The organism is Luteibacter sp. 1214 (assembly GCF_031455395.1).
Classification (GTDB): Bacteria; Pseudomonadota; Gammaproteobacteria; order Xanthomonadales; family Rhodanobacteraceae; genus Luteibacter; species Luteibacter mycovicinus.
This window is the reverse complement of sequence record NZ_JAVDSQ010000011.1, coordinates 42351-60999: the sequence shown is the minus strand read 5'-3', so window position 1 is coordinate 60999 and position 18649 is coordinate 42351. Positions and strand designations below refer to the sequence as shown.

Annotated in this window: 16 protein-coding genes; 13 read left to right on the top strand and 3 right to left on the bottom strand. The window is 63.2% G+C overall.

The features are described from left to right. Positions 1–17 precede the first annotated feature (17 nt). The 4 genes from J2X57_RS18565 (at position 18) to J2X57_RS18550 (ending at position 4144) form a co-directional block, all read left to right on the top strand. Complete coding sequence (locus tag J2X57_RS18565; protein ID WP_309869294.1) at positions 18–548, top strand: hypothetical protein; 531 nt, start codon at positions 18–20, stop codon at positions 546–548. A 9-nt stretch (positions 549–557) separates the two neighbouring features. Next, positions 558–941 carry a DUF2750 domain-containing protein gene (locus J2X57_RS18560; RefSeq protein ID WP_309869292.1) on the top strand — a complete coding sequence of 128 codons (384 nt, stop codon included), beginning with the start codon at positions 558–560 and terminating at the stop codon, positions 939–941. A 666-nt stretch (positions 942–1607) separates the two neighbouring features. Then, on the top strand, positions 1608–2129 hold the full coding sequence (locus J2X57_RS18555) for a hypothetical protein (protein WP_309869289.1): 522 nt from the start codon (positions 1608–1610) through the stop codon (positions 2127–2129). 1496 nt (positions 2130–3625) lie between these two features. Then, positions 3626–4144, top strand: coding sequence for a hypothetical protein (locus J2X57_RS18550; protein WP_309869287.1), 519 nt, complete (start codon positions 3626–3628; stop codon positions 4142–4144). 12 nt (positions 4145–4156) lie between these two features. On the opposite strand, the gene J2X57_RS18545 is transcribed toward J2X57_RS18550, so the two are convergent. The 3 genes from J2X57_RS18545 to J2X57_RS18535 all read right to left on the bottom strand — a co-directional run bounded on the left by J2X57_RS18545 (position 4157) and on the right by J2X57_RS18535 (position 7247). Then, a complete protein-coding gene (locus tag J2X57_RS18545) occupies positions 4157–4978 on the bottom strand; it encodes a hypothetical protein (protein ID WP_309869285.1) in 822 nt (273 codons plus the stop codon). A 25-nt stretch (positions 4979–5003) separates the two neighbouring features. Beyond that, positions 5004–6125, bottom strand: coding sequence for a hypothetical protein (locus J2X57_RS18540; RefSeq protein ID WP_309869283.1), 1122 nt, complete (start codon positions 6123–6125; stop codon positions 5004–5006). A gap of 96 nt (positions 6126–6221) precedes the next feature. Continuing rightward, positions 6222–7247: a magnesium and cobalt transport protein CorA gene (locus tag J2X57_RS18535; RefSeq protein ID WP_036115060.1), complete on the bottom strand. Its 1026-nt coding sequence runs from the start codon at positions 7245–7247 to the stop codon at positions 6222–6224. A gap of 261 nt (positions 7248–7508) precedes the next feature. Between J2X57_RS18535 and tssB the strand changes: the two genes are divergently transcribed. From tssB to J2X57_RS18490, 9 genes are all read left to right on the top strand, one after another. Continuing rightward, a complete protein-coding gene (gene tssB, locus J2X57_RS18530) occupies positions 7509–8024 on the top strand; it encodes a type VI secretion system contractile sheath small subunit (protein WP_036115058.1) in 516 nt (171 codons plus the stop codon). A 3-nt stretch (positions 8025–8027) separates the two neighbouring features. Continuing rightward, the gene (tssC, locus tag J2X57_RS18525; RefSeq protein ID WP_036115055.1) at positions 8028–9521 is read left to right on the top strand and encodes a type VI secretion system contractile sheath large subunit; all 1494 of its coding nucleotides are present in this window, start codon (positions 8028–8030) and stop codon (positions 9519–9521) included. A gap of 45 nt (positions 9522–9566) precedes the next feature. Further along, positions 9567–10073, top strand: a complete 507-nt coding sequence (locus tag J2X57_RS18520; RefSeq protein WP_036115052.1) for a type VI secretion system tube protein Hcp — start codon at positions 9567–9569, stop codon at positions 10071–10073. Positions 10074–10080: 7 nt separating this feature from the next. Next, entirely contained in the window at positions 10081–10584 is a 504-nt protein-coding gene (gene tssE / locus J2X57_RS18515) for a type VI secretion system baseplate subunit TssE (RefSeq protein WP_036115049.1), read from the top strand. A gap of 4 nt (positions 10585–10588) precedes the next feature. Beyond that, positions 10589–12454 (top strand): type VI secretion system baseplate subunit TssF, encoded by a 1866-nt coding sequence (gene tssF, locus J2X57_RS18510; RefSeq protein WP_309869279.1) that lies wholly within the window; start codon positions 10589–10591, stop codon positions 12452–12454. Then, the gene (tssG, locus tag J2X57_RS18505) at positions 12418–13458 is read left to right on the top strand and encodes a type VI secretion system baseplate subunit TssG (protein ID WP_309869277.1); all 1041 of its coding nucleotides are present in this window, start codon (positions 12418–12420) and stop codon (positions 13456–13458) included. Before tssF ends, tssG begins: the two co-directional genes overlap by 37 nt. Beyond that, positions 13455–16229 (top strand): type VI secretion system ATPase TssH, encoded by a 2775-nt coding sequence (tssH, locus tag J2X57_RS18500; RefSeq protein WP_309869275.1) that lies wholly within the window; start codon positions 13455–13457, stop codon positions 16227–16229. The genes tssG and tssH overlap by 4 nt, the downstream gene beginning before the upstream one ends. A gap of 251 nt (positions 16230–16480) precedes the next feature. Beyond that, positions 16481–17074 carry a hypothetical protein gene (locus J2X57_RS18495; protein ID WP_309869274.1) on the top strand — a complete coding sequence of 198 codons (594 nt, stop codon included), beginning with the start codon at positions 16481–16483 and terminating at the stop codon, positions 17072–17074. 16 nt (positions 17075–17090) lie between these two features. Continuing rightward, on the top strand, positions 17091–18647 hold the full coding sequence (locus J2X57_RS18490; protein WP_309869271.1) for a hypothetical protein: 1557 nt from the start codon (positions 17091–17093) through the stop codon (positions 18645–18647). Positions 18648–18649: the final 2 nt, after the last annotated feature.

The window sequence follows — 18649 nt, the reverse complement described above, 5'->3', positions numbered from 1 at the left end:
CCCTCGGACCTTCGTTCATGAATGACGTTGAGGTCTTCAAGTTCGTGGTGCATCGCTGGCTCATCCCGGTCCTGAGTGTGGGTATGATCGTTTTCACGGTCTTCCTGATCGTCGACTCGACCCCGAAGGACCTTTCGGAGCATTGGTTCGTCGTCCAGGTCTTACTACCGCTTTTTGCCTTTTCAAACATTTTTACGTTCTTGCCACTACGTGACGTGGTGATTTCGAAAGAAGGTATCGGGCGGTCCTGTCTAGGGATACGAGGGCGCTTTGTCTCTTGGGAAGCTATCAGTTCGGTCGACTGCTCCCCGCTCTCATGGCCGAGCGGTAAGGCAAAATTCTATTTCCTGAAATGCGGTGACCGGCGCCGTTTCGGGGGTGTCACCGTATGGAGCGCCATCGACGACATCGAACGGCTGGTTGCTCTGATGGAAGTGGAGATAAGGCAACGGAAGATTCCGATTCTAAAGCGCAATGTGTTGGGCACGGGAATGGACGAAATGGACCGGATGCCATTACCCGTCACAGGCGGCGACGCGTGGAGGTAGCACTCGAATATGATTCTTAACGAAAGGGAGGTTTCCGCTGTCTCCGCGTTGTCGCGGGATGAGCGTCTTGGATATTTTATCAAGCGAGCGGCAGATTTCGAGCAGGTTTGGGGTATCGACGAAGCAGGCTGGGTGCTATCTGCGCTCAACGACGGTCGGCCTGTGTTTCAGCTTTGGCCGTTTGCAGACTACGCGGCGTTGTGTTGCGTGGGTGAGTGGGCATCCTGTGCGCCCAAAGCGATCGATCTCGATGACTTCATGGAATCCTTTCTGGCCGACTTTGAAGAGAGCGGGATGCTGATCGGCATCTTCTATACGCCACATGATGCAGGAGCCATCCTTACTGCCAGCGAGCTTCGCGGTTTCCTCGAAGATGAACTGCAGAAGTACTGATATGCACGTCGTAAGAGACGAAGCGAGTATTTCAGCACGCTACGGGAAATGAGAAAAGATCAGCCCGAGCACGGCAATCGCAGGAGGGCGATGACATGTCGGGGCACGGGACTATGCCCGCTTTAGGCGGTGCTCTCGGGTTTCGCCTCGTGCTCGACTTTTTTTCTTTTGCATTGCACGCGACTGGATGATCTCGTCGCTGAGTCATTCCGATTCTCAGGTCACCTAATCGCAGGCAGTGCAATCCTTTTCTTCCTTTCCGTTGAGCGGCAGCGAGAACGCGATGCTTTTGAAGCTCCGAGACACATGTCTTTATGTAGCCGTCTTCGCATTCGTCATACGAGTGATCATCTTCGGCTCGGGGGGCGATAACTCGGGTCGGAGCCCGGATCCGGTGCGCGTGGTCGCCGTTCCGTTCAAGGCATTTTCCGTATATCTTGCCGAGCGAGAGGTAGCCCGGACTGAGGGCGCCATGTCGCTGTCAGTCGATTTGGCGGTCGCGGCGATGCTGGTCACTCTGGTTCTTTGGGTCAAAGTATTTCGGACCCAAGATTGCACCGTTGCTGAAGGCGGGGGGGAACTTGTGCCGACCCATCTCTTTTCTCGCATCATTATCTGCACCGCATGCTCAGCGATAAGCTGGTCATACGCGAAAGGCCTTGCAGCGTGAACTCAAACCTTAAAATCATCGCTTCGCTTGCATTTTTTGCCCTCGCCCTCACTGGAAACTGTATCCATGCGAAATCGGCTTCGACGTCACACGATAGTTCTGACACACACCGAGTTGAAGTGGCACTAGCCTGCGATGAAGAGACCTCGTTATCCGCGAAGGCGCTATATGCCTGGGATGCGCGTTACTTTGCCGGTCCTTCGGCGAAAGAATGTGTAGACAAATCCGCCCTTATCACAATCGTGCCGAAGAAGGTTCGCGTTGAAAGGGACAAGTTTTCTGAGTCAGATGTGGTGGTCGTTGAGATGACCTCGTCCGATGGGTCGGCGTTGACGCGACTAACATCGGAGGCCGTGAAGCATGGCTCTCGCCGGGAGTTTGTGCTGATTGGCGGGAAGATAGTCATAAGCGCATTCGTATACGCGCCGTTCGAGGGGAGTGAGTTGTGGCTCGATCCCTCGTCGGATGACTATGCAAGGGGTATCTCCGCGCTTCTTTCCCCTGACGGGAAGAATTGAGAATATTCATTGGATAACAACGCATGCACGCTGACGAGCTTGGGCATTACTTGGAGAAGAAGGGGCTGCTTCACGACTGTCTCTTATCGTGGCGCGACCTGGGCGAGGGTCGGATATCCGTCGAGGTGTCCGATGTCAATGCGGCGACTCACGGTCTGCCCGAGTACCCAGGTGCCAGTCGTTTGATCCTGGAGCTGGAGGGCGTTTGCGTGAAGGAAATGGTCGCGCCAGCCGATGAGCTGAGGGTATTCGAGGCGTCGGCGAGGTTGTCCGGTGAGGCGGCCTCCCTCGGCGAATTCAGGGTGACGTTCTGGCCGGCAGGTCATATGACACTCTCGTTCGCAGCTGCTCGAGTGACGGAGCGACCTGTCAGAGAACTGAGCCCGAGGTAGTCCGGCTGATGGGCCGTGTCTCTCGGCACGGGATAGCATCGGTCAGCTGCCTGGTTGGAGGCGGCTTCAAGAGGATTCAGACACCGATGCGGGCCGGCCACGCCTTTCGCTGGCCGGCCCGCAAAAATCACATCCGCGGACAAAAATTATCCGCAATCTTCCCCGCCCGTTCGTTCTCCACCCGCAGATGAAAGTCCCGCAACATCCGGTTCTTCGTCATCTGAAACAACCGCACATCCCCGGTCGCTCCCGGCTCATAAACTGAGGCGTACATGTACGACGGGACAAATGTGGTTGAAGAGACGATCGAAGGCGTCAGGTTCCCGATACTTCCGGGGTTTGGCGATGACGAGCGCTTCTCCCGCGGTTGAGCAGGGAATACACAGTTTTTGTTGGTGGATGGGCTAGGTGGCTCGATCTCGCTTACGGACACCCAGTCGAATGTCGTCAAACGCTATGCGTACGACGCGTACGGTAAAAGCTCGGACCTCGGGGCACCTTTGGAAAACCGTTATGGCTTCACTGGTCGTGAAGCGGACGATGAGAATCTTTTATTCTACCGGTCACGGTACTATCGACCATCGGAAGGGCGGTTCATCAGTGAGGATACTTTTGGTCTCGCTGCGGGGCGATAGCTGGCGGTGCGGTTGGGGCTCTGACGGGGGCTTTTGCTCCGTATGCTCTCGGTGCACTCGTTGAGTCAATTTCTGTGGGTGGTGCGGCATTCGGCGCTGGCGCGGCTGGCAGCTCTGCAGCTGGCGCAGCGGGCGGTGTGGCGGGTAATATGCTTGTAAACGCGCTTTCCGGTAAGCAGCTAACGAAAGGCAACGGCCTTGCAGCCGCTTTAGGAGCCCTGCCACCACTCGCTAGCGGGGAGGCGTTTCTTGTCGGCGCTGGGGGCGGTGAAGCGCTTGGCCTTACAGCGGTTGGTGAGAACGTTTTTGGAGGCTTGACAGCGTTGTTGGGGATTGTTGCTAGTCTCTTGGATCCAAATTCCGAGCACGGACTTTTCCCGCAGAATTCAGATCTCAGCTTCGCTGTGGATCCTTAGTCTCCCACTCCGCAGCCCAACTACACGTACCCGTGGCCCACAATGGCCTTTTGATGACTAACGAAACCCTTTATCGATACGGAAGAGGGCGGTCTAAGTTCTACGCCTTGGCAGCGACTACGATTGTGTTGCTCGTTTCTGCCTGGATGCTGACGTACTCAGTGTCGCGCTTTGGACTGCCTGAAAGTATTACAGCTGCACTTACGCTTTTGGTGATCGATTCGATCCCATTAGTTACACTTCGCGCCGTTCTCGATGTTGGAATAAGCGGTAAATCGATAGACCGTTGCTTTGGCCGATTTTCATGGAAGCGGGTCGCTTGGGACAGTGTGGTCGACGCGACCGAGATTGATTTTTTCCACTCGGGATACGGGCGGATTGTGCGCACCTATCATTTCAGGACCCGCCCGGACGCAGTGATTCCCGCCGTATCGTTTCTCGACACCATAGATGACGTGGAGTCGTTACTTCTTCTGGTGAATCGCACGCTCGCCTCCCGTGGGATTCCGATGTTTCACAAGGTCGGCGAGCGCAGGAATTCCGTCGCTTCACTGACAGTCGGGCCTCAGTGAGCGCAATCTGGGTCAACTCCGCGGACAAAAATTATCCGCAATCTTCCCCGCCCGCTCGTTCTCCACCCGGAGATGAAAGTCCCGCAACATCCGGTTCTTCGTCATCTGAAACAACCGCACATCCCCAGTTGCTCCAGGCTCATACGCCGGCAGATGAATCACATGGATATTCACGTGATAAGCATCCGAGAAAATCTGAAACGCCTTCCGGCAAGCCTGACATGGCGGCTGTGACACCCACGCCGCGATAACCCCGCCCCGTGGAATGTTTCCCGCCAGAATATCGCGCTCGATCGTGCGCAACGCGCGCATCTCCGCGTCATACCCACGTCCGAGACGGGCTGTCGAGTCACCTGCCATCGACTCCTCGAGAATGGAGTGCTCGCCGTCGGGAATCCGCGCATACACGTTCGGATTCACATCGGAGTAGTACTGGGCCCAGTCCGGCATATCGAAGCTCGGTACCGGTACGCCCGTCTCGCGCGGCAGGGCCGCCGCGGCCACGCGCCCGGACAGTCCGTGATAAAGCGTCGTGCGTGGGCGCCCCGTGCTGTCGGTCCACCTGTACTTCACCTGCGCCGCGGTGGCCTTGGCCCATTCCATGCGGAACCCGGTGTAGGCGCGCTCCGTGGTCGTCGCCGGCCCGTGTGCCGCCGCGTAGCGCTGCGCACCGCGAAGGTGGTACTTGAACGTGCTGACCAGATTTTCCTTCGCGGCGAGCATCGCCTCGGGGGATGTCACTTCGATGTACTTCACCGTTCCCGCGACGGTGATGGACGAGGTAAGAAGTAAGGCGACGGCGGCAGCCGCGCGAAATGAGCGAAACGATGTCATACGTAAGTCATCCATGATGGAAGGTTCAGAAGCGGCGGCAGAGAAGTCCGGACGAGCGCTCCTCGAGCGCGAGGGCTTCCTCCTCTTCGATCTCACCGGAGGCGGCGAGATCTTCCGCGGCCAGGGTCTCGACGAATTCCGCGGCGGCAAGGACGTCCAGCACGATACCGAACGGGACGAGGAGGGCGAGCACGTTCGCCAGCGGCGACTTCTCCGGCTGGCGTTCGCGGACCAGGCCGGCCTGCCGGCGAAATTCCTCGTTGTACCAGGCGTAGACCGCGCGGTCGCTCGCGTCGACGAAGCACACCGGGCCCTGCGTGGGATCGAGGCTCGCGACGCCTTCGCGATAGCGGAAGGACTCCGTGCAGGGCGGGGCGACGTACGACTGATTGTCGCGATACGCGGCGGCGACGCGCGCGATGCGGAACGGCGTACCGATCTCGCGCAGGCCGCGAAACGATGGCCGGGCGACGGTGTGTCGGTTCACTTCGCTCTCGAGGACGTCGCGGAGATACTGCGCGTCATAGGTATCGAGTGAGCCGCCAGCCGGGGTGGCCATGAAGCGTTCGAGCACGTCGGGCTCGATGTTGCGGACCTCCTGCTGGTCGACCGGTGTCGCGGCGATCCGTTCGCGCAGGATCTGCGCCGCCACGGCGTACTTGGCGGCAAAGGTGCTGTGTGCGTTGCCAAAGATCGTGAGCGACTGGTTGAAAATGTCCGACTCGACGCCCGCCTTGATCGCGCTCAGGGCCGAATGTTCGGACCCGTAGCCGGGGAAGGCGTGGGGCAGGCCCACGTGCTCGGGGTGCGCCTTCGTGAAGCCGAGGTCCCATTGCAGGATCTCCCACGCCTGCTGCCAGTACAGAGGTCGGCCCGGGCGATCGAGCCGTGCCGCGGCCGCGGAGAACGCGGGATCGATCTGGGCGGCGTCAAAGGCCGCCGGCTCGGTATAAGCGTGTGAGGGCAGGTGGCTCGGGCGGAGCAGGCGCTCTTTCCAGTAAGCGTCGTTGAAGCCGGCATCGTAGGCCTCAGCGGGCGTGTGGCGCTCCGCGAGATAGGCCTTGAGGAAATCGACCGGAGGAAGGTCGGCGGCCATGGCCGGCAAGGGGAGCAGGGCCAGGGCCAGGAGTTTGGGTTTGAGGTGCATGGCATCCGTGTCGGGGGCGTCCCTTCATTGGGACGGGCGACATTGGATCGGATATGCCCTGGACGGTCTGTCGGTGAAGGGGGGTGAAGCGTGTGGTCAGAACCACTTGTTCCGTTTCAGCGCGATGAAGATGCCGCCGACGATGCACGCGACCAGACAGGTGATGGCGGGGTACGCCCAGGGCTTATCGAGCTCCGGCATGTGCGTGAAGTTCATCCCGTACCAGCTGGTGATCAGCGTCGGCGCGGCGAGCATGGCCGCCCAGCCGGCGAGCTTTTTCATCACCTCGTTCTGACCGAAGGTCACCAGCGCCAGGTTGACGCTGATGGCGGCCCCAAGCATTTCCCGCATGGCCGAAATCGACTCGTTCACGCGGAACACGTGATCGTAGATATCGCGGAAGTACGCCCGCAGGTCGTCGTGGATCAGGTGCGGATGCAGACGCACCAGCTGCGCCACGATGTCCTGCAAAGGTACGACCGCCAGCCTCAGCGTCATCAGCTCGCGCTGCATGTCGTACAGGCGCTTGATGGTCTGCCGGTTGTACGTCTCGGCGAAGATGTCGTTTTCCAGCTCGTGCAGCTCTTCCCGGAAGTCGCGCACGATCGGCAGGAAGTTGTCGACGATGAAGTCGAGCACCGAATACAGCGCGTAGCTCGGGCCCATGCGCAGCAGCTCGGGCGACTGCTCGCACGTGCGGCGTGCCGGTGCGTACGACAGCGACGCCCCATGGCGCACCGTCACGAAGTACCTCTGCCCGACGAAGATCTGTGTTTCACCGAAGGCGATGTTGCCACCGACCAGCTGCGCGGTCTGCGCGACGATAAAGAGCGAGTCGCCGTACGTCTCGATCTTGGTGCGCTGGTGAGCCAGCTGCGCGTCCTCGATGGCGAGGTCGTGCAGGTTGAATTCCTCCTGCAACTTCAGCAGCAGGGTTTCATCGGGTTCGTGCAGTCCGACCCAGACGAAGGTGTCCGGTTCCTTGAGGACATCGCTGATGGCTTCGATGCTGATGTCGCCGATACGGCGGCCATCGGTGCGGTAAGCGACGCAGTTGACCACCATGCCGCCCGAGGGGACATAGGTGGGCGCGGATTCGGGAAGGATCGAGACGGAAGCCATGGCGGGCATGATGCCGGGCCGGATGTGACGCGGCAATCGCGACCCGGCGATCCGCCGAAAAAGCGCAGGGACTTGCGGCTCAACGCCCCGTGAGGCGTGCAAAAAGTTCCGTCCGGCGCCATCACCTGTGCTTATGCCACCCATAACGAGCAACGATTTCAGCGAAATCCAGGGCTGGCCGACAATGACCCTTCGATTGATGGCATGAAACACAGCCGTCATGTTCATTCATTGCGTCTATTGAAGCCGTAGGAAACCACGATGGCCAAATCGAGCAGCCAGAAGTTCATCGCGCGCAATCGCGCCCCGCGCGTGCAGATCGAATACGACGTCGAGCTTTATGGCGCCCAGAAGAAGGTGAGCATTCCCTTCGTCATGGGGGTGATGACCGACCTGTCGGGTGCCAGCGCGGGCGACCTGCCTCCGGTGGAAGAGCGCAAGGCGCTCGAGATCGACGTCGACAACTTCAATGACCGCCTCGAGTCGACGCGTCCAACCGTTTCCTTCGATGTGCCCAACACGCTGACCGGCGAAGGCAACCTGGCCATCGAGATGCGCTTCAGCCATCTCGACGACTTCTCGCCGGCCGCCATCGCGCGCAACGTCGAACCGCTGGCGAAGCTGCTCGAGGCGCGGATGCAGCTGGCCAACCTGGGCACCTACCTCGACGGCAAGCTCGGAGCCGAGCGGCTGATCGCCCAGGCGATCCAGGATCCGGCGTTGCTCGCGGCCCTTGCCGCGAACCGTCCGGCCACTAACGACGCCAAGGAGGACTGACCGATGGCGACCACGCAGACCCAGGCCGCCGAGGCCCTCGTCGATACGACCGAAGGCAGCGACTTCTCCGCACTGCTTACCAAGGAATTCCGCCCGAAGAGCGAGCGCGCTCGTACCGAGGTGGAGTCCGCCGTGCGCACGCTGGCCGAGCAGGTGCTCGATCGCGCGGATATCGTGTCCGACGACGTCACGCAGACGATCAACGCGTATATCGCCGAGATCGACCGCAAGCTCAGCGAGCAGATCAACCATATTCTTCACCACCCGGACTTCCAGAAACTGGAAGGGGCATGGCGTGGCCTGCATCACCTGGTGACCAACACCGAGACGGATCCGCAACTGAAGATCCGCGTGATGAACCTCTCAAAGAACGACCTCGGTCGTACGCTCAAGCGGTACAAGGGCACGGCGTGGGACCAGAGCCCGATCTTCAAGAAGGTGTACGAAGAAGAATACGGTCAGCTGGGCGGTGAGCCGTATGGCTGCCTCATCGGCGATTACTACTTCGACCACGGTCCGCAGGACGTCGAACTGCTGCGCGGCATGGCCCAGGTGGCCGCCGCGTCGCATGCGCCGTTCATCGCCGCCGCCGCGCCGGGCCTGCTCGGTATGGACAGCTGGGGCGAACTCGCGAACCCGCGCGATCTGGCCAAGATCTACTCGACGCCCGACTACGCCGCCTGGCGCTCGCTGCGTGACGGTGAGGATGCGAAATACGTCGCGCTGACCATGCCGCGCACGCTGTCGCGTCTGCCCTACGGCGCCAAGACCGACCCGGTGGAAGAGTTCGATTTCGAAGAAGACACCAGCGGTGCCGACTCGTCGAAGTACACTTGGCAGAACGCCGCGTACGCGATGGGTGTGAACATCAACCGCTCGTTCAAGCAGTACGGCTGGTGCACGCGTATCCGTGGTGTGGAATCGGGCGGTACGGTGGACAACCTCCCGGCGCACGTCTTCCCGACCGACGACGGCGGCGTGGACATGAAGTGCCCGACCGAGATCGCGATCACCGATCGTCGCTCGGCGGAGCTGGACAAGATGGGCCTCATGCCCGTCGTGCACCGCAAGAACTCCGACATGGCCGCCTTCATCGGTGCGCAGTCGCTGGCCCGTCCGGAGGAGTACGACGATCCGGATGCCACGGCCAACGCGGCGCTCAGCGCACGCCTGCCGTACATGTTCGCCTGCTCGCGCTTCGCGCATTACCTGAAGTGCATCGTGCGGGACAAGATCGGTTCGTTCAGCACGCGTGAGCAGATGCAGGACTGGCTCACCCGCTGGGTCCTCAACTACGTCGATGGCGACCCGATCAACTCCAACGAAGAGACCAAGGCGCGCAAGCCGCTCGCCGCGGCACAGGTAGTGGTCGAGGAAGTGGAAGGTAACCCCGGTTACTACACCTCCAAGTTCTACCTCAAGCCGCACTACCAGCTGGAAGGCCTCACCGTCTCCCTGCGTCTGGTGGCACGCCTGCCGTCCGGCAAGACCGGCTGACCCTGAGTCTCTCCCTCTTCACGCGACACACAAGGAAAAGCGTTCATGGCATTCGACATGCACATCAAGTTCGGCCCCGGTCAGGTCAAGATCGAGGGCGCGTCCAACCACGCCAAGCATAAGGATCAGGTGCCGATCATCGCCTGGTCGTGGGGCGCCAGCAACGCCGGCAACCTGCACACCGGTGCGGGATACGCCTCCGGCGGTAAGGCCAACGTGCAGGACATCGTGATCACCAAGTACGTCGACTCGTGCTCCAACGCGCTGCTCAACGCGGTGTGCACCGGTGCGCGCGTCGACAGCGCCACGCTGTACGTCACCAACGCCACGGGTGAGCAGACCGACTTCGTCACCATCGAGCTCACCGAAGGCGTGATGATCACTTCGGTATCCACCGGTGGTAGCGGCGGCGACGAGCGTCTGACCGAGAACGTCACGCTGCACTTCGGCAAGTTCAAATACTCGTTCCAGCCGCAGGACGACAAGGGCAAGGCGACGGGCGGCACCAAGGACTTCACGTACGACATGCAGCAGGTGAAGGGTCAGGCCTGATCGCCGCATGGCCGAGCTGACCAACCAGGAGCGTCTCCAGCCGTCGTTGCTGGATCGCCTGCGCGACGACGAGCCACACGTCGCGCAGGAGAGCCGGGAGAAGCGTGTCATGACCGCGGCACGCCTTCGCGAGTACGTGGTGCGCGACCTGGCCTGGCTGTTCAACTGCACGCGGCATTGGTCATCCGAGGAACTGGCGGGACTGCCGTACGTCGAGGCTTCCGTTCTCGACTACGGCATCCCGGATCTCACCGGCGCGGCCATCGCGGGCATGGATATCGAGGTACTTCGCCAGCGCATCCGCGCCGCGATCGCCACGTTCGAGCCCCGGCTTGATCCGGCCACGCTGCATGTCGATGTGCATGCCGACACCGCGCGGATGGACCGCCTGACGCTGTCCTTCAGCATCGAGTCGACGATGTGGGCGCAACCGTTGCCCCTCAACCTTTACCTGAAGACCGAGGTCGATCTGGAAACTGCGCGTTTCAGTGTTTTCGACGGCCTCGGCTGAGATCATGGACCCCCGACTTCTCCGCTACTACAGCCAGGAACTCCAGCACGTCCGCGAGACGGGTGCGGAGTTTGCCAGCGCCTATCCCAAGATCGCCGGCCGCCTTGGCATGGAGGGGATGGAGTGTGCGGACCCTTATGTGGAACGTCTGCTCGAAGGCTTCGCGTTTCTCTCCGCGCGCGTGCAGATGAAACTCGACGCGCAGCACCCGGTGTTTACCCAGCACTTGCTGCGCATGCTGTACCCGCAATACCTGGCACCGGTGCCCTCGATGGCGGTGGTCGAGATGACGCCGGACCATACCGAGAGCGTGCCGGGCGAAGGGCATCGGGTGCCACGTGGCACCGCGCTGCGCAGCCAGATCGGCTTTGGCGAGCGCACCGCCTGCGAATACCGCACGGCTCATCCGGTCACGCTGCTGCCGCTTTCGCTGAGTGACGCCCGTTACTTCTCGACGCCCGCGGCCATCGCCGCGGCGGGCCTCGCCGTTCCGGCGGGCAAACAGCCCCGCGCGGCCCTGCGCCTGCGCTTCTCATTGAGCCCGGGGGTGACTCTGGATGCCTTGTCATGCGACGAACTGCCCGTGTTCTTTGCGGGGTCCGGCGATCTGGCGAGCCTGCTTCACGAGCAGGTCCTGGGCAACGGCATCGGTTTTTCCGTTGTGGCGGGCGAGCACATCCGGCATCTCGAGCCGTCGCAGATCGAAGCGCGCGGCTTCAGCGATGCCGAAGCCCTGCTGCCGCTGAGCGACCGTTCGTTCAGCGGTTACCGCTTGCTGCAGGAATATTTCGCCTGTCCGCAGCGCTTTCAGTTCGCGGCGTTCATGGGGCTGCGCCGGGCGCTGCCTCGCTCCACGGGCCATACCTTCGACATCGTCGTCTGGCTGGATCGCGCGGTCACAAGACTGGACAACGCGGTGGACGCCTCCTACGTGCGCCTGCACTGCACGCCGGCCATCAACCTTTTTCCGCGCCGCTCGGATCGCATCCATCTGCGTGACGGGGCGGCGGAGTACCACGTGCTGGCCGACCGAACGCGCCCCATGGATTTCGAGGTGGTGGATGTCGAGGATGTACAGGGCTTCGGTGACAGCCAGGATCCCGAGCAGACGTTTTTCCCGTTTTACGGCGGCAACGCGCGCACGTGGCACCAGCCGGCGTCCGCGTTCTACACGCTGAGGCGCGAACCACGCGTTTCCTCGCAGCGGCAACGCCGCGACGGACCGCGTTCGAGCTACGTCGGTGGCGAAGTGTTCCTTTCGCTGGTGGATGGGCGCGAGGCGCCGTACGCGAGCAGCCTGCGTCAGCTGGGCATGCGGCTGCTGTGCAGTAATCGCGACCTGCCGCTGCACATGCCGGTGGGGAAGGGCGCGACCGATTTTCTGCTCGATACGGATGCGCCGGTCCGGTCGATCCGTTGTGTCGCGGGGCCGACGCGTCCGCGCGCCGCGATGGCCGAAGGACAGGCGGCCTGGAAGGTCATCAGTCATCTGCAGCTCAACTATCTGTCGTTGCTTGAGCACAGTGACGGCGCCGCCGCCCTGCGCGAGATGCTGTTGCTCTACAGCGACGAGTACGACGCCGCCTCACGACGTTTGATCGAAGGCGTGCGCGACGTACGCTCGGCACCGATCGTGCGTCGCCTGCCGATTCCCGGCCCGGTGACGTATGGCCGCGGACTCCAGATCACGCTCACCTGCGAGGACCGCGCCTTCGAAGGTACGGGTACCTACCTGTTCGGGTCGGTCATGCAGCACTTCTTCGCCCGGTACGTCTCGCTGAACTCGTTCACCGAGACCGTGCTGCACACCCACGAACGCAACGAGGTGGCCCGGTGGACGGCTCGCTCCGGCACGCGCCCGATCCTCTGACGCTCTTCGAAGCGTTGCGCGGTGACCCGTCGTCGTTCGACTGGTTCGAAGCGCTGCGCCGCGTGGAGTGTGTGCACGCCGACCGCCCGCGGCTGGGTCGCTCCGTGCGACCGGCGGACGATCGGGTGCGTCTGGCGCATACCCCGTCGCTCGACTTCACACCCCGTTCGATCGACCGCGTGGAAATCGCGGCCGGACGCCCGCCGCGTATTCACAGCCTGATGCTGGGGCTGTGGGGCCCCAACGGCGCGCTGCCATTGCATCTGACTGAATACACGCTGGAACGCGAGCGTGTGGCACGCGACGGTACGTTTACCGCCTTCGCGGACGTCTTCCATCACCGCATGCTGAGCCTGTTCTATCGGGCCTGGGCGGACGCGCAACCGACCGTGCAGATGGATCGTCCCGATGAGGACGCCTTTGCGCATTTCCTCGGCGCGCTCGTGGGTATCGACAGCCCGGCGCTGGCCGGACGCGATGCTCTGCCGGATCGCTTCAAGCGCTATATGGCCGGCCGCGTGCTCAGCCAGGCCCGCAATGCCGAAGGGCTTACGGCCTTTCTCGGCGCGTTCTTCGAGGTGCCGGTCCACGTGGAGGAGTTCGCCGTGGCGTGGCTCACGCTGCCGGACGAGGGTCGCCTGCGCATGGGCGTCGCGATGGCCGGTATGGGCACCACGGCCGTGCTGGGCGAACGGGTGCGTGACGCGCAGCACCGGATTCGCCTGCGCCTGGGGCCGATGCGTTTCGCCGATTACCGCCGTTTCCTCCCGGGCGGCGACGCGCTGGACGAGCTGATCGCCGCGCTGCGCTTCTACGCGGGTGACGCCGTCGACTGGGACGCGCAACTGGTCCTGCGCCGTGAAGAAGTACCGCTCACTCACATGGGGCGGGCGGGTCGCCTCGGCATGTCGTCGTGGATGGGTCGCTTCGCCGGCCCCGGCGATGCCGGGGATCTCGTCGTGCAACCCATGACTCTGCCGAATCGATCGAGGAAACCATCGTGACCGACATTCGTCGTACCGCCCTGTTCGGAAAGCTCAACAGCGTGGCCTACAAGACCATCGAAAGCGCGACCGTGGCCTGCCGGTTGCGCGGCCATCGCGACGTCGAGCTGGTCCACTGGCTGCAGCAGATCCTGGGACTGGGGGATTCGGATCTTCATCGTCTCATTCGTCATGCCGGCATCGATCCGTCGCGTCTCGCGCGTGATGTCACCGAAGCGCTGGACCGGCTGCCGGGCGGCGCGTCGTCTGTCAGCGACCTGTCGGCGGACATCGAGGAAGCGGTGGAACGCGGCTGGGTCTACGCGACGCTCAGCTTCGGCGAAGCCCAGGTGCGCACCGGCTACCTCATGGCGGGCATCGTGCGTACGCGGCGCCTGCGGCACGTGCTGATGGATATCTCCAAAGAGTTCGCCAAGATCCGCGTGGAGGGACTGGTCGAGGATCTTCCCGCGATGATCGCCGCCTCGCCGGAAGAGCGTCTCGGCGCGACCGACGGGTCTCGCATGGGCGAAGGCGCCGCCGATTCAGGCGACACACCCGCGCCGGCGGCGATGGGAAAGCGCGACGCGCTGAAGCGCTATACCGTCGATCTCACGGCACAGGCCCGCGAGGGCAGGATCGATCCGGTCGTCGGTCGTGACGACGAGATTCGCCAGGTCGTCGATATCCTCATGCGCCGCCGGCAGAACAATCCGATGCTGGTGGGCGAGGCTGGCGTCGGCAAGACGGCCGTCGTCGAAGGCTTCGCACAGCGCATCGTCGCGGGCGACGTGCCACCGTCATTGCGCGAGGTGGAACTGCGCGTGCTCGACGTCGGCCTGCTGCAGGCCGGTGCAAGCATGAAAGGCGAGTTCGAAAGCCGACTGCGTCAGGTCATCGACGAGGTGCAGGCTTCCGCGACCCCGGTGATTCTGTTCATCGACGAAGCGCATACGCTGGTCGGTGCCGGTGGCGCCGCGGGTACCGGCGATGCCGCCAACCTGCTCAAGCCAGCGCTAGCGCGTGGCAGCCTGCGCACGATCGGTGCCACCACCTGGGCGGAATACAAGAAACACATCGAGAAGGATCCCGCACTGACCCGGCGCTTCCAGACGGTGCAGGTCGGTGAGCCGGATGAAGCGAAAGCGGTGCTGATGCTGCGCACGGTGGCGGGCGTGATGGAGACGCACCACGGTGTGCAGGTGCTGGACGAGGCGATCGAGGCGGCGGTCCGGTTGTCCCACCGTTACATTCCCGCACGCCAGTTGCCCGACAAGGCGGTGAGTCTGCTCGACACGGTATGCGCCCGCGTCGCCGTGAGTCACCATGCGGTTCCTGCGCGGGTGGCCGATAGCCGCCGCCGTATCGAGGCGCTGGAAGTGGAGCGCGAGATCGTCCGACGTGAGCGAGCGGTGGGCATCGATGTGACGGAGCGGCAGGCGGCCGTCGATGCCGCGCTGTCGACCGAGACGTCCCGGCAGACGGGACTCGAGGCGGCGTGGCACGAGGAACGCCGGCTGGTCGAGGAAATCCTGGCACTGCGCGCCCGGCTGCGTGGGACGGGCGAACCCGTGGAAGGCACCGGTACGCCGCTGGAACGGGCGGCGCGGGAAGAAGCCGCAGCGATCGTTGTCGATGACGACGGACGTGACGCGGTCCTCGCCGAGTTGCGCGCCCTGCAGGCGACGCTGGCGGAACGGCAAGGCGAGAACCCCATGATCCTGCCGGCGGTCGACCAGCAGGCCGTCGCGGCGGTCGTCGCCGACTGGACCGGCATCCCCGTGGGTCGCATGGTCCGCAGCGAACTCGAGACCGTGATGAACCTCGCGTCGCTGATGGGGCAGCGCGTCATCGGTCAGGACCATGCCATGGAGATGATCGCCCGGCGCGTGCAGACCTCGCGCGCGGGCCTGGACAATCCCGGTAAGCCGATCGGCGTGTTCCTCCTGGCGGGAACCTCCGGTGTCGGCAAGACCGAAACCGCGCTGGCGCTGGCTGAAACCCTTTACGGCGGCGAGCACAACCTGATCACCATCAACATGAGCGAGTTTCAGGAGGCACACACGGTTTCCACGCTCAAGGGCGCGCCTCCCGGCTACGTCGGTTACGGCGAAGGCGGCGTGCTCACGGAAGCGGTACGGCGCCGGCCCTATTCGGTGGTGTTGCTCGACGAAGTCGAGAAGGCGCATCCGGACGTGCACGAGCTGTTCTTCCAGGTGTTCGATAAAGGCGTGATGGAAGACGGCGAAGGCCGCCGCATCGACTTCCGCAATACGCTGATTCTTCTTACGACCAATGCCGGTACGGAGACGATCGAGCGCCTTTGCGCGGACGCCTCGCGCGTGCCGGAGGTCGAGGCGATGGCCACGGCCCTGCGCGCGCCGTTGCTCGACGTGTTCCCGCCCGCGTTACTGGGGCGCCTCGTCGCCGTGCCGTACTACCCGCTGAGTCGGCGCATGCTTGGGGAAATCGTGCGGTTGCAGGTCGCGCGGATCAAACGCCGTGTCGAGGAGCGTTATCGCGTGCCTTTCGAGTGCACGGAAGCGGCGACCGCGCTGGTCGTCGGTCGCTGCACGGAAAGCGAGAGCGGTGGCCGCATGATCGACGCCATCCTGACCAACACGATGCTGCCTGAAATCAGCCGCGAACTGCTGATGCGCACGATCGGTGGCGAGCCTGTGGGCCGTGTCGTCGTGGACGCCGGGCACGACGGTTTTGTCTATAGATTCGACGCAGCCACGGCCGACGCAGCCGCCGACGCATCGTTGGCAACGACGGTGGTGGCCGCATGACAGCCTGTCTTTCGGGTCGCGGGTTCTGTCAGGGTCCAGCGAGCACCGGGCACCGGTGCCTCGACTGCCAGAAGGCGGCGCTTGCGCCGCGGCCCGTCGGTGGTCCGGCGTCCGTAACGAACGCGACCATCCGCCCCGCGATCACCCCGGCCGCTGTGCCTGCGGCCGTCACACCCGCTGCGCCGCCCCCGCGCGCAGGCACCCCCGCACCGGTCGGTGGCCCTGGTGCGACCGGGGGGCCCGCGCCCGTCATGCCCCCGGCCAGTGTGGCCCCGGCAGGGGGGAGCGACGCGCCACGGGTGGTCTATCGCGGCGACTCGCGTCAACTGACGGACCTGCCGCGTGGCTTCGAGGCACGGGTGCCGCTGGAACTGGAAGCGGCGCGCGATTTCATACGGCTCTATACGGGTGTGAAGCAGCTGAAAGACTGCGCATTCGCCGAGGACGTCAGCAGGCGCCGGATCACTCTCGAGAATGACAGTCCCACTGCCGTGCATACGCCAGTCGATCTGGTCAGGCTGATCATTGCGAGCCGGATTCCGGGTCCGGCCGTTTCGACCGACCCCGACGTCGCCTGTGGCGGTTACGCCGGCGGGCGGCAGATCTACCGCATCGACACGAGCCATCTGCGCGTGGTGCCCTGGAGCGAAGCGGTGCCCGGCATGGCGCAGCGGCAGACGTCGTTCTGGCCTCAGCTCCTGCTCGACCGGGACGCCCGTTCGCTCGACGACGCGACGACGATCGCCGTGTGGAACGTCAAGGGAGGTGACACCCGCGAGGTCATGTTCCTCACACCCATCCCGCGCGACACGATAGCGACGCACACCTCCGCCACGGCCGCTTGACTTCAAGGAAACCGACATGCCGGATCTCTACCCCAGTCTTCCCAAGCTGCCCTTCACGTATCAGCAATGGTTGCAGCAGACCTCGAAGACGCTGCGTCCCCGCAGTCCGCGACAGGTCGCGCTGGATATTCTGGTCGACGCCTATATCCGCACGCCCAGCGGAAACAACCTGCGTTACCTGAAAAGCGGTTTCAGGAACTGGTGTGAAGCGCAGGGCGCCGGCGACGCGTGGATGAAGGCGAAGCGCAACGACCCCGCCAGTCTGCCGTACGTGTCACTCAACGCAGCGCTCAACAAGGACGGCGATACCGATGCCGCGCTCAACGTGCCGTCGTTCATGCAGGCGGACCTGGTGAGTACGCGTCTGGGCCTGCTGTACATGTTCGGCCGGCTCGAATGCGACAGGGATTATTTCAAGATCGTCACCACCGGCGTACTGGACATGGCTGGCGCAGGCCTTGACTACGGCAACGACGTCGGTAGCGACGGTGCCAAGGAAGTCATCGGCAACGTGAAGACCGGCATGGGTGTGGTCCGTCCCGGATTCGACAGCGCCGCCGAACGCCTCGACGACGCCCGGAAAGGAAGCGCGACGCGCAGGACGTTGCCAAGCGGCAGTCGCGATGTGGGCATCATGGATATGGAGCAGATGCGCACGGTCGATGCGCGCCGCCTGCTGGGTGCGCCCAAGCCGTCGCTGAATCCCAACGACAAGCGGACCAGCGACGCCTTGTACGAGCAGTTCCGTCGTGCGTGGGAGTTCACGGTTGGCGTGTGGGATGAGCACGCGGGATCCGCCCTGCGGCAGCTTTGCGACTTTCTCACCGGGCGCTATCTGTCGGAGGCGATCGCCGGCACCATCGGCGGGTCGTTCGGGGTGGCGTCCAATCTGATCAAGCTCATCGAATCCAGCTTCGAGCGTTATCGCGTCTGGGCCACGGGTAAGAAAACGCAGGTCTTGCTGGGCACGCCTACCGCGATCGTGGATGGCATCAAGCGTGCGATCGACCTGGCCGTGGCCAGCGACCTCTATGCGACCCTCAAGAGCGGCGCGCAGCTGGGCATGCAGATTGCCTCGGTCGGCGCGTCCACCCTGGTCAACCTGGTCAGCTCCATCATCGAGATCCTGATCAAGACCGCATGGCGCTTGTTCGAGATCCACCGCCTGCGCAAGTTCTTCGCCGAAGCGCAGCAGAAGTGGGAAAGCCGCGATACCGAGCAGCTGCATACGCATCCCATCGCCTTCAATCGCTGGTTCCGCGGGTACGCGCTCGGTACGCCGATGATCGCCGCCCTCGCGCTGAACAGCGGCATCTGCAACAAGATGCACTTTCTGCAGATGTTCCCCGACGGCAAGGCACCGATCAACCAGGCACAGTACGACGCGGGTGCCGTGCACATCGCCGGCCTGAAGAACTGGAGCTCGAGTTACATCGAGGAATCCGGCTATCACCTGCACAGCACCGACGGCCTGATCATGGAATGGATCAAGCCGAGCCAGCGCGAGGCCGAAACCTCGGTGCGTCGCCACTTGCTGAATCCGATCCTCGGCTTCTTCGAGGGAGGCGGCTGAAT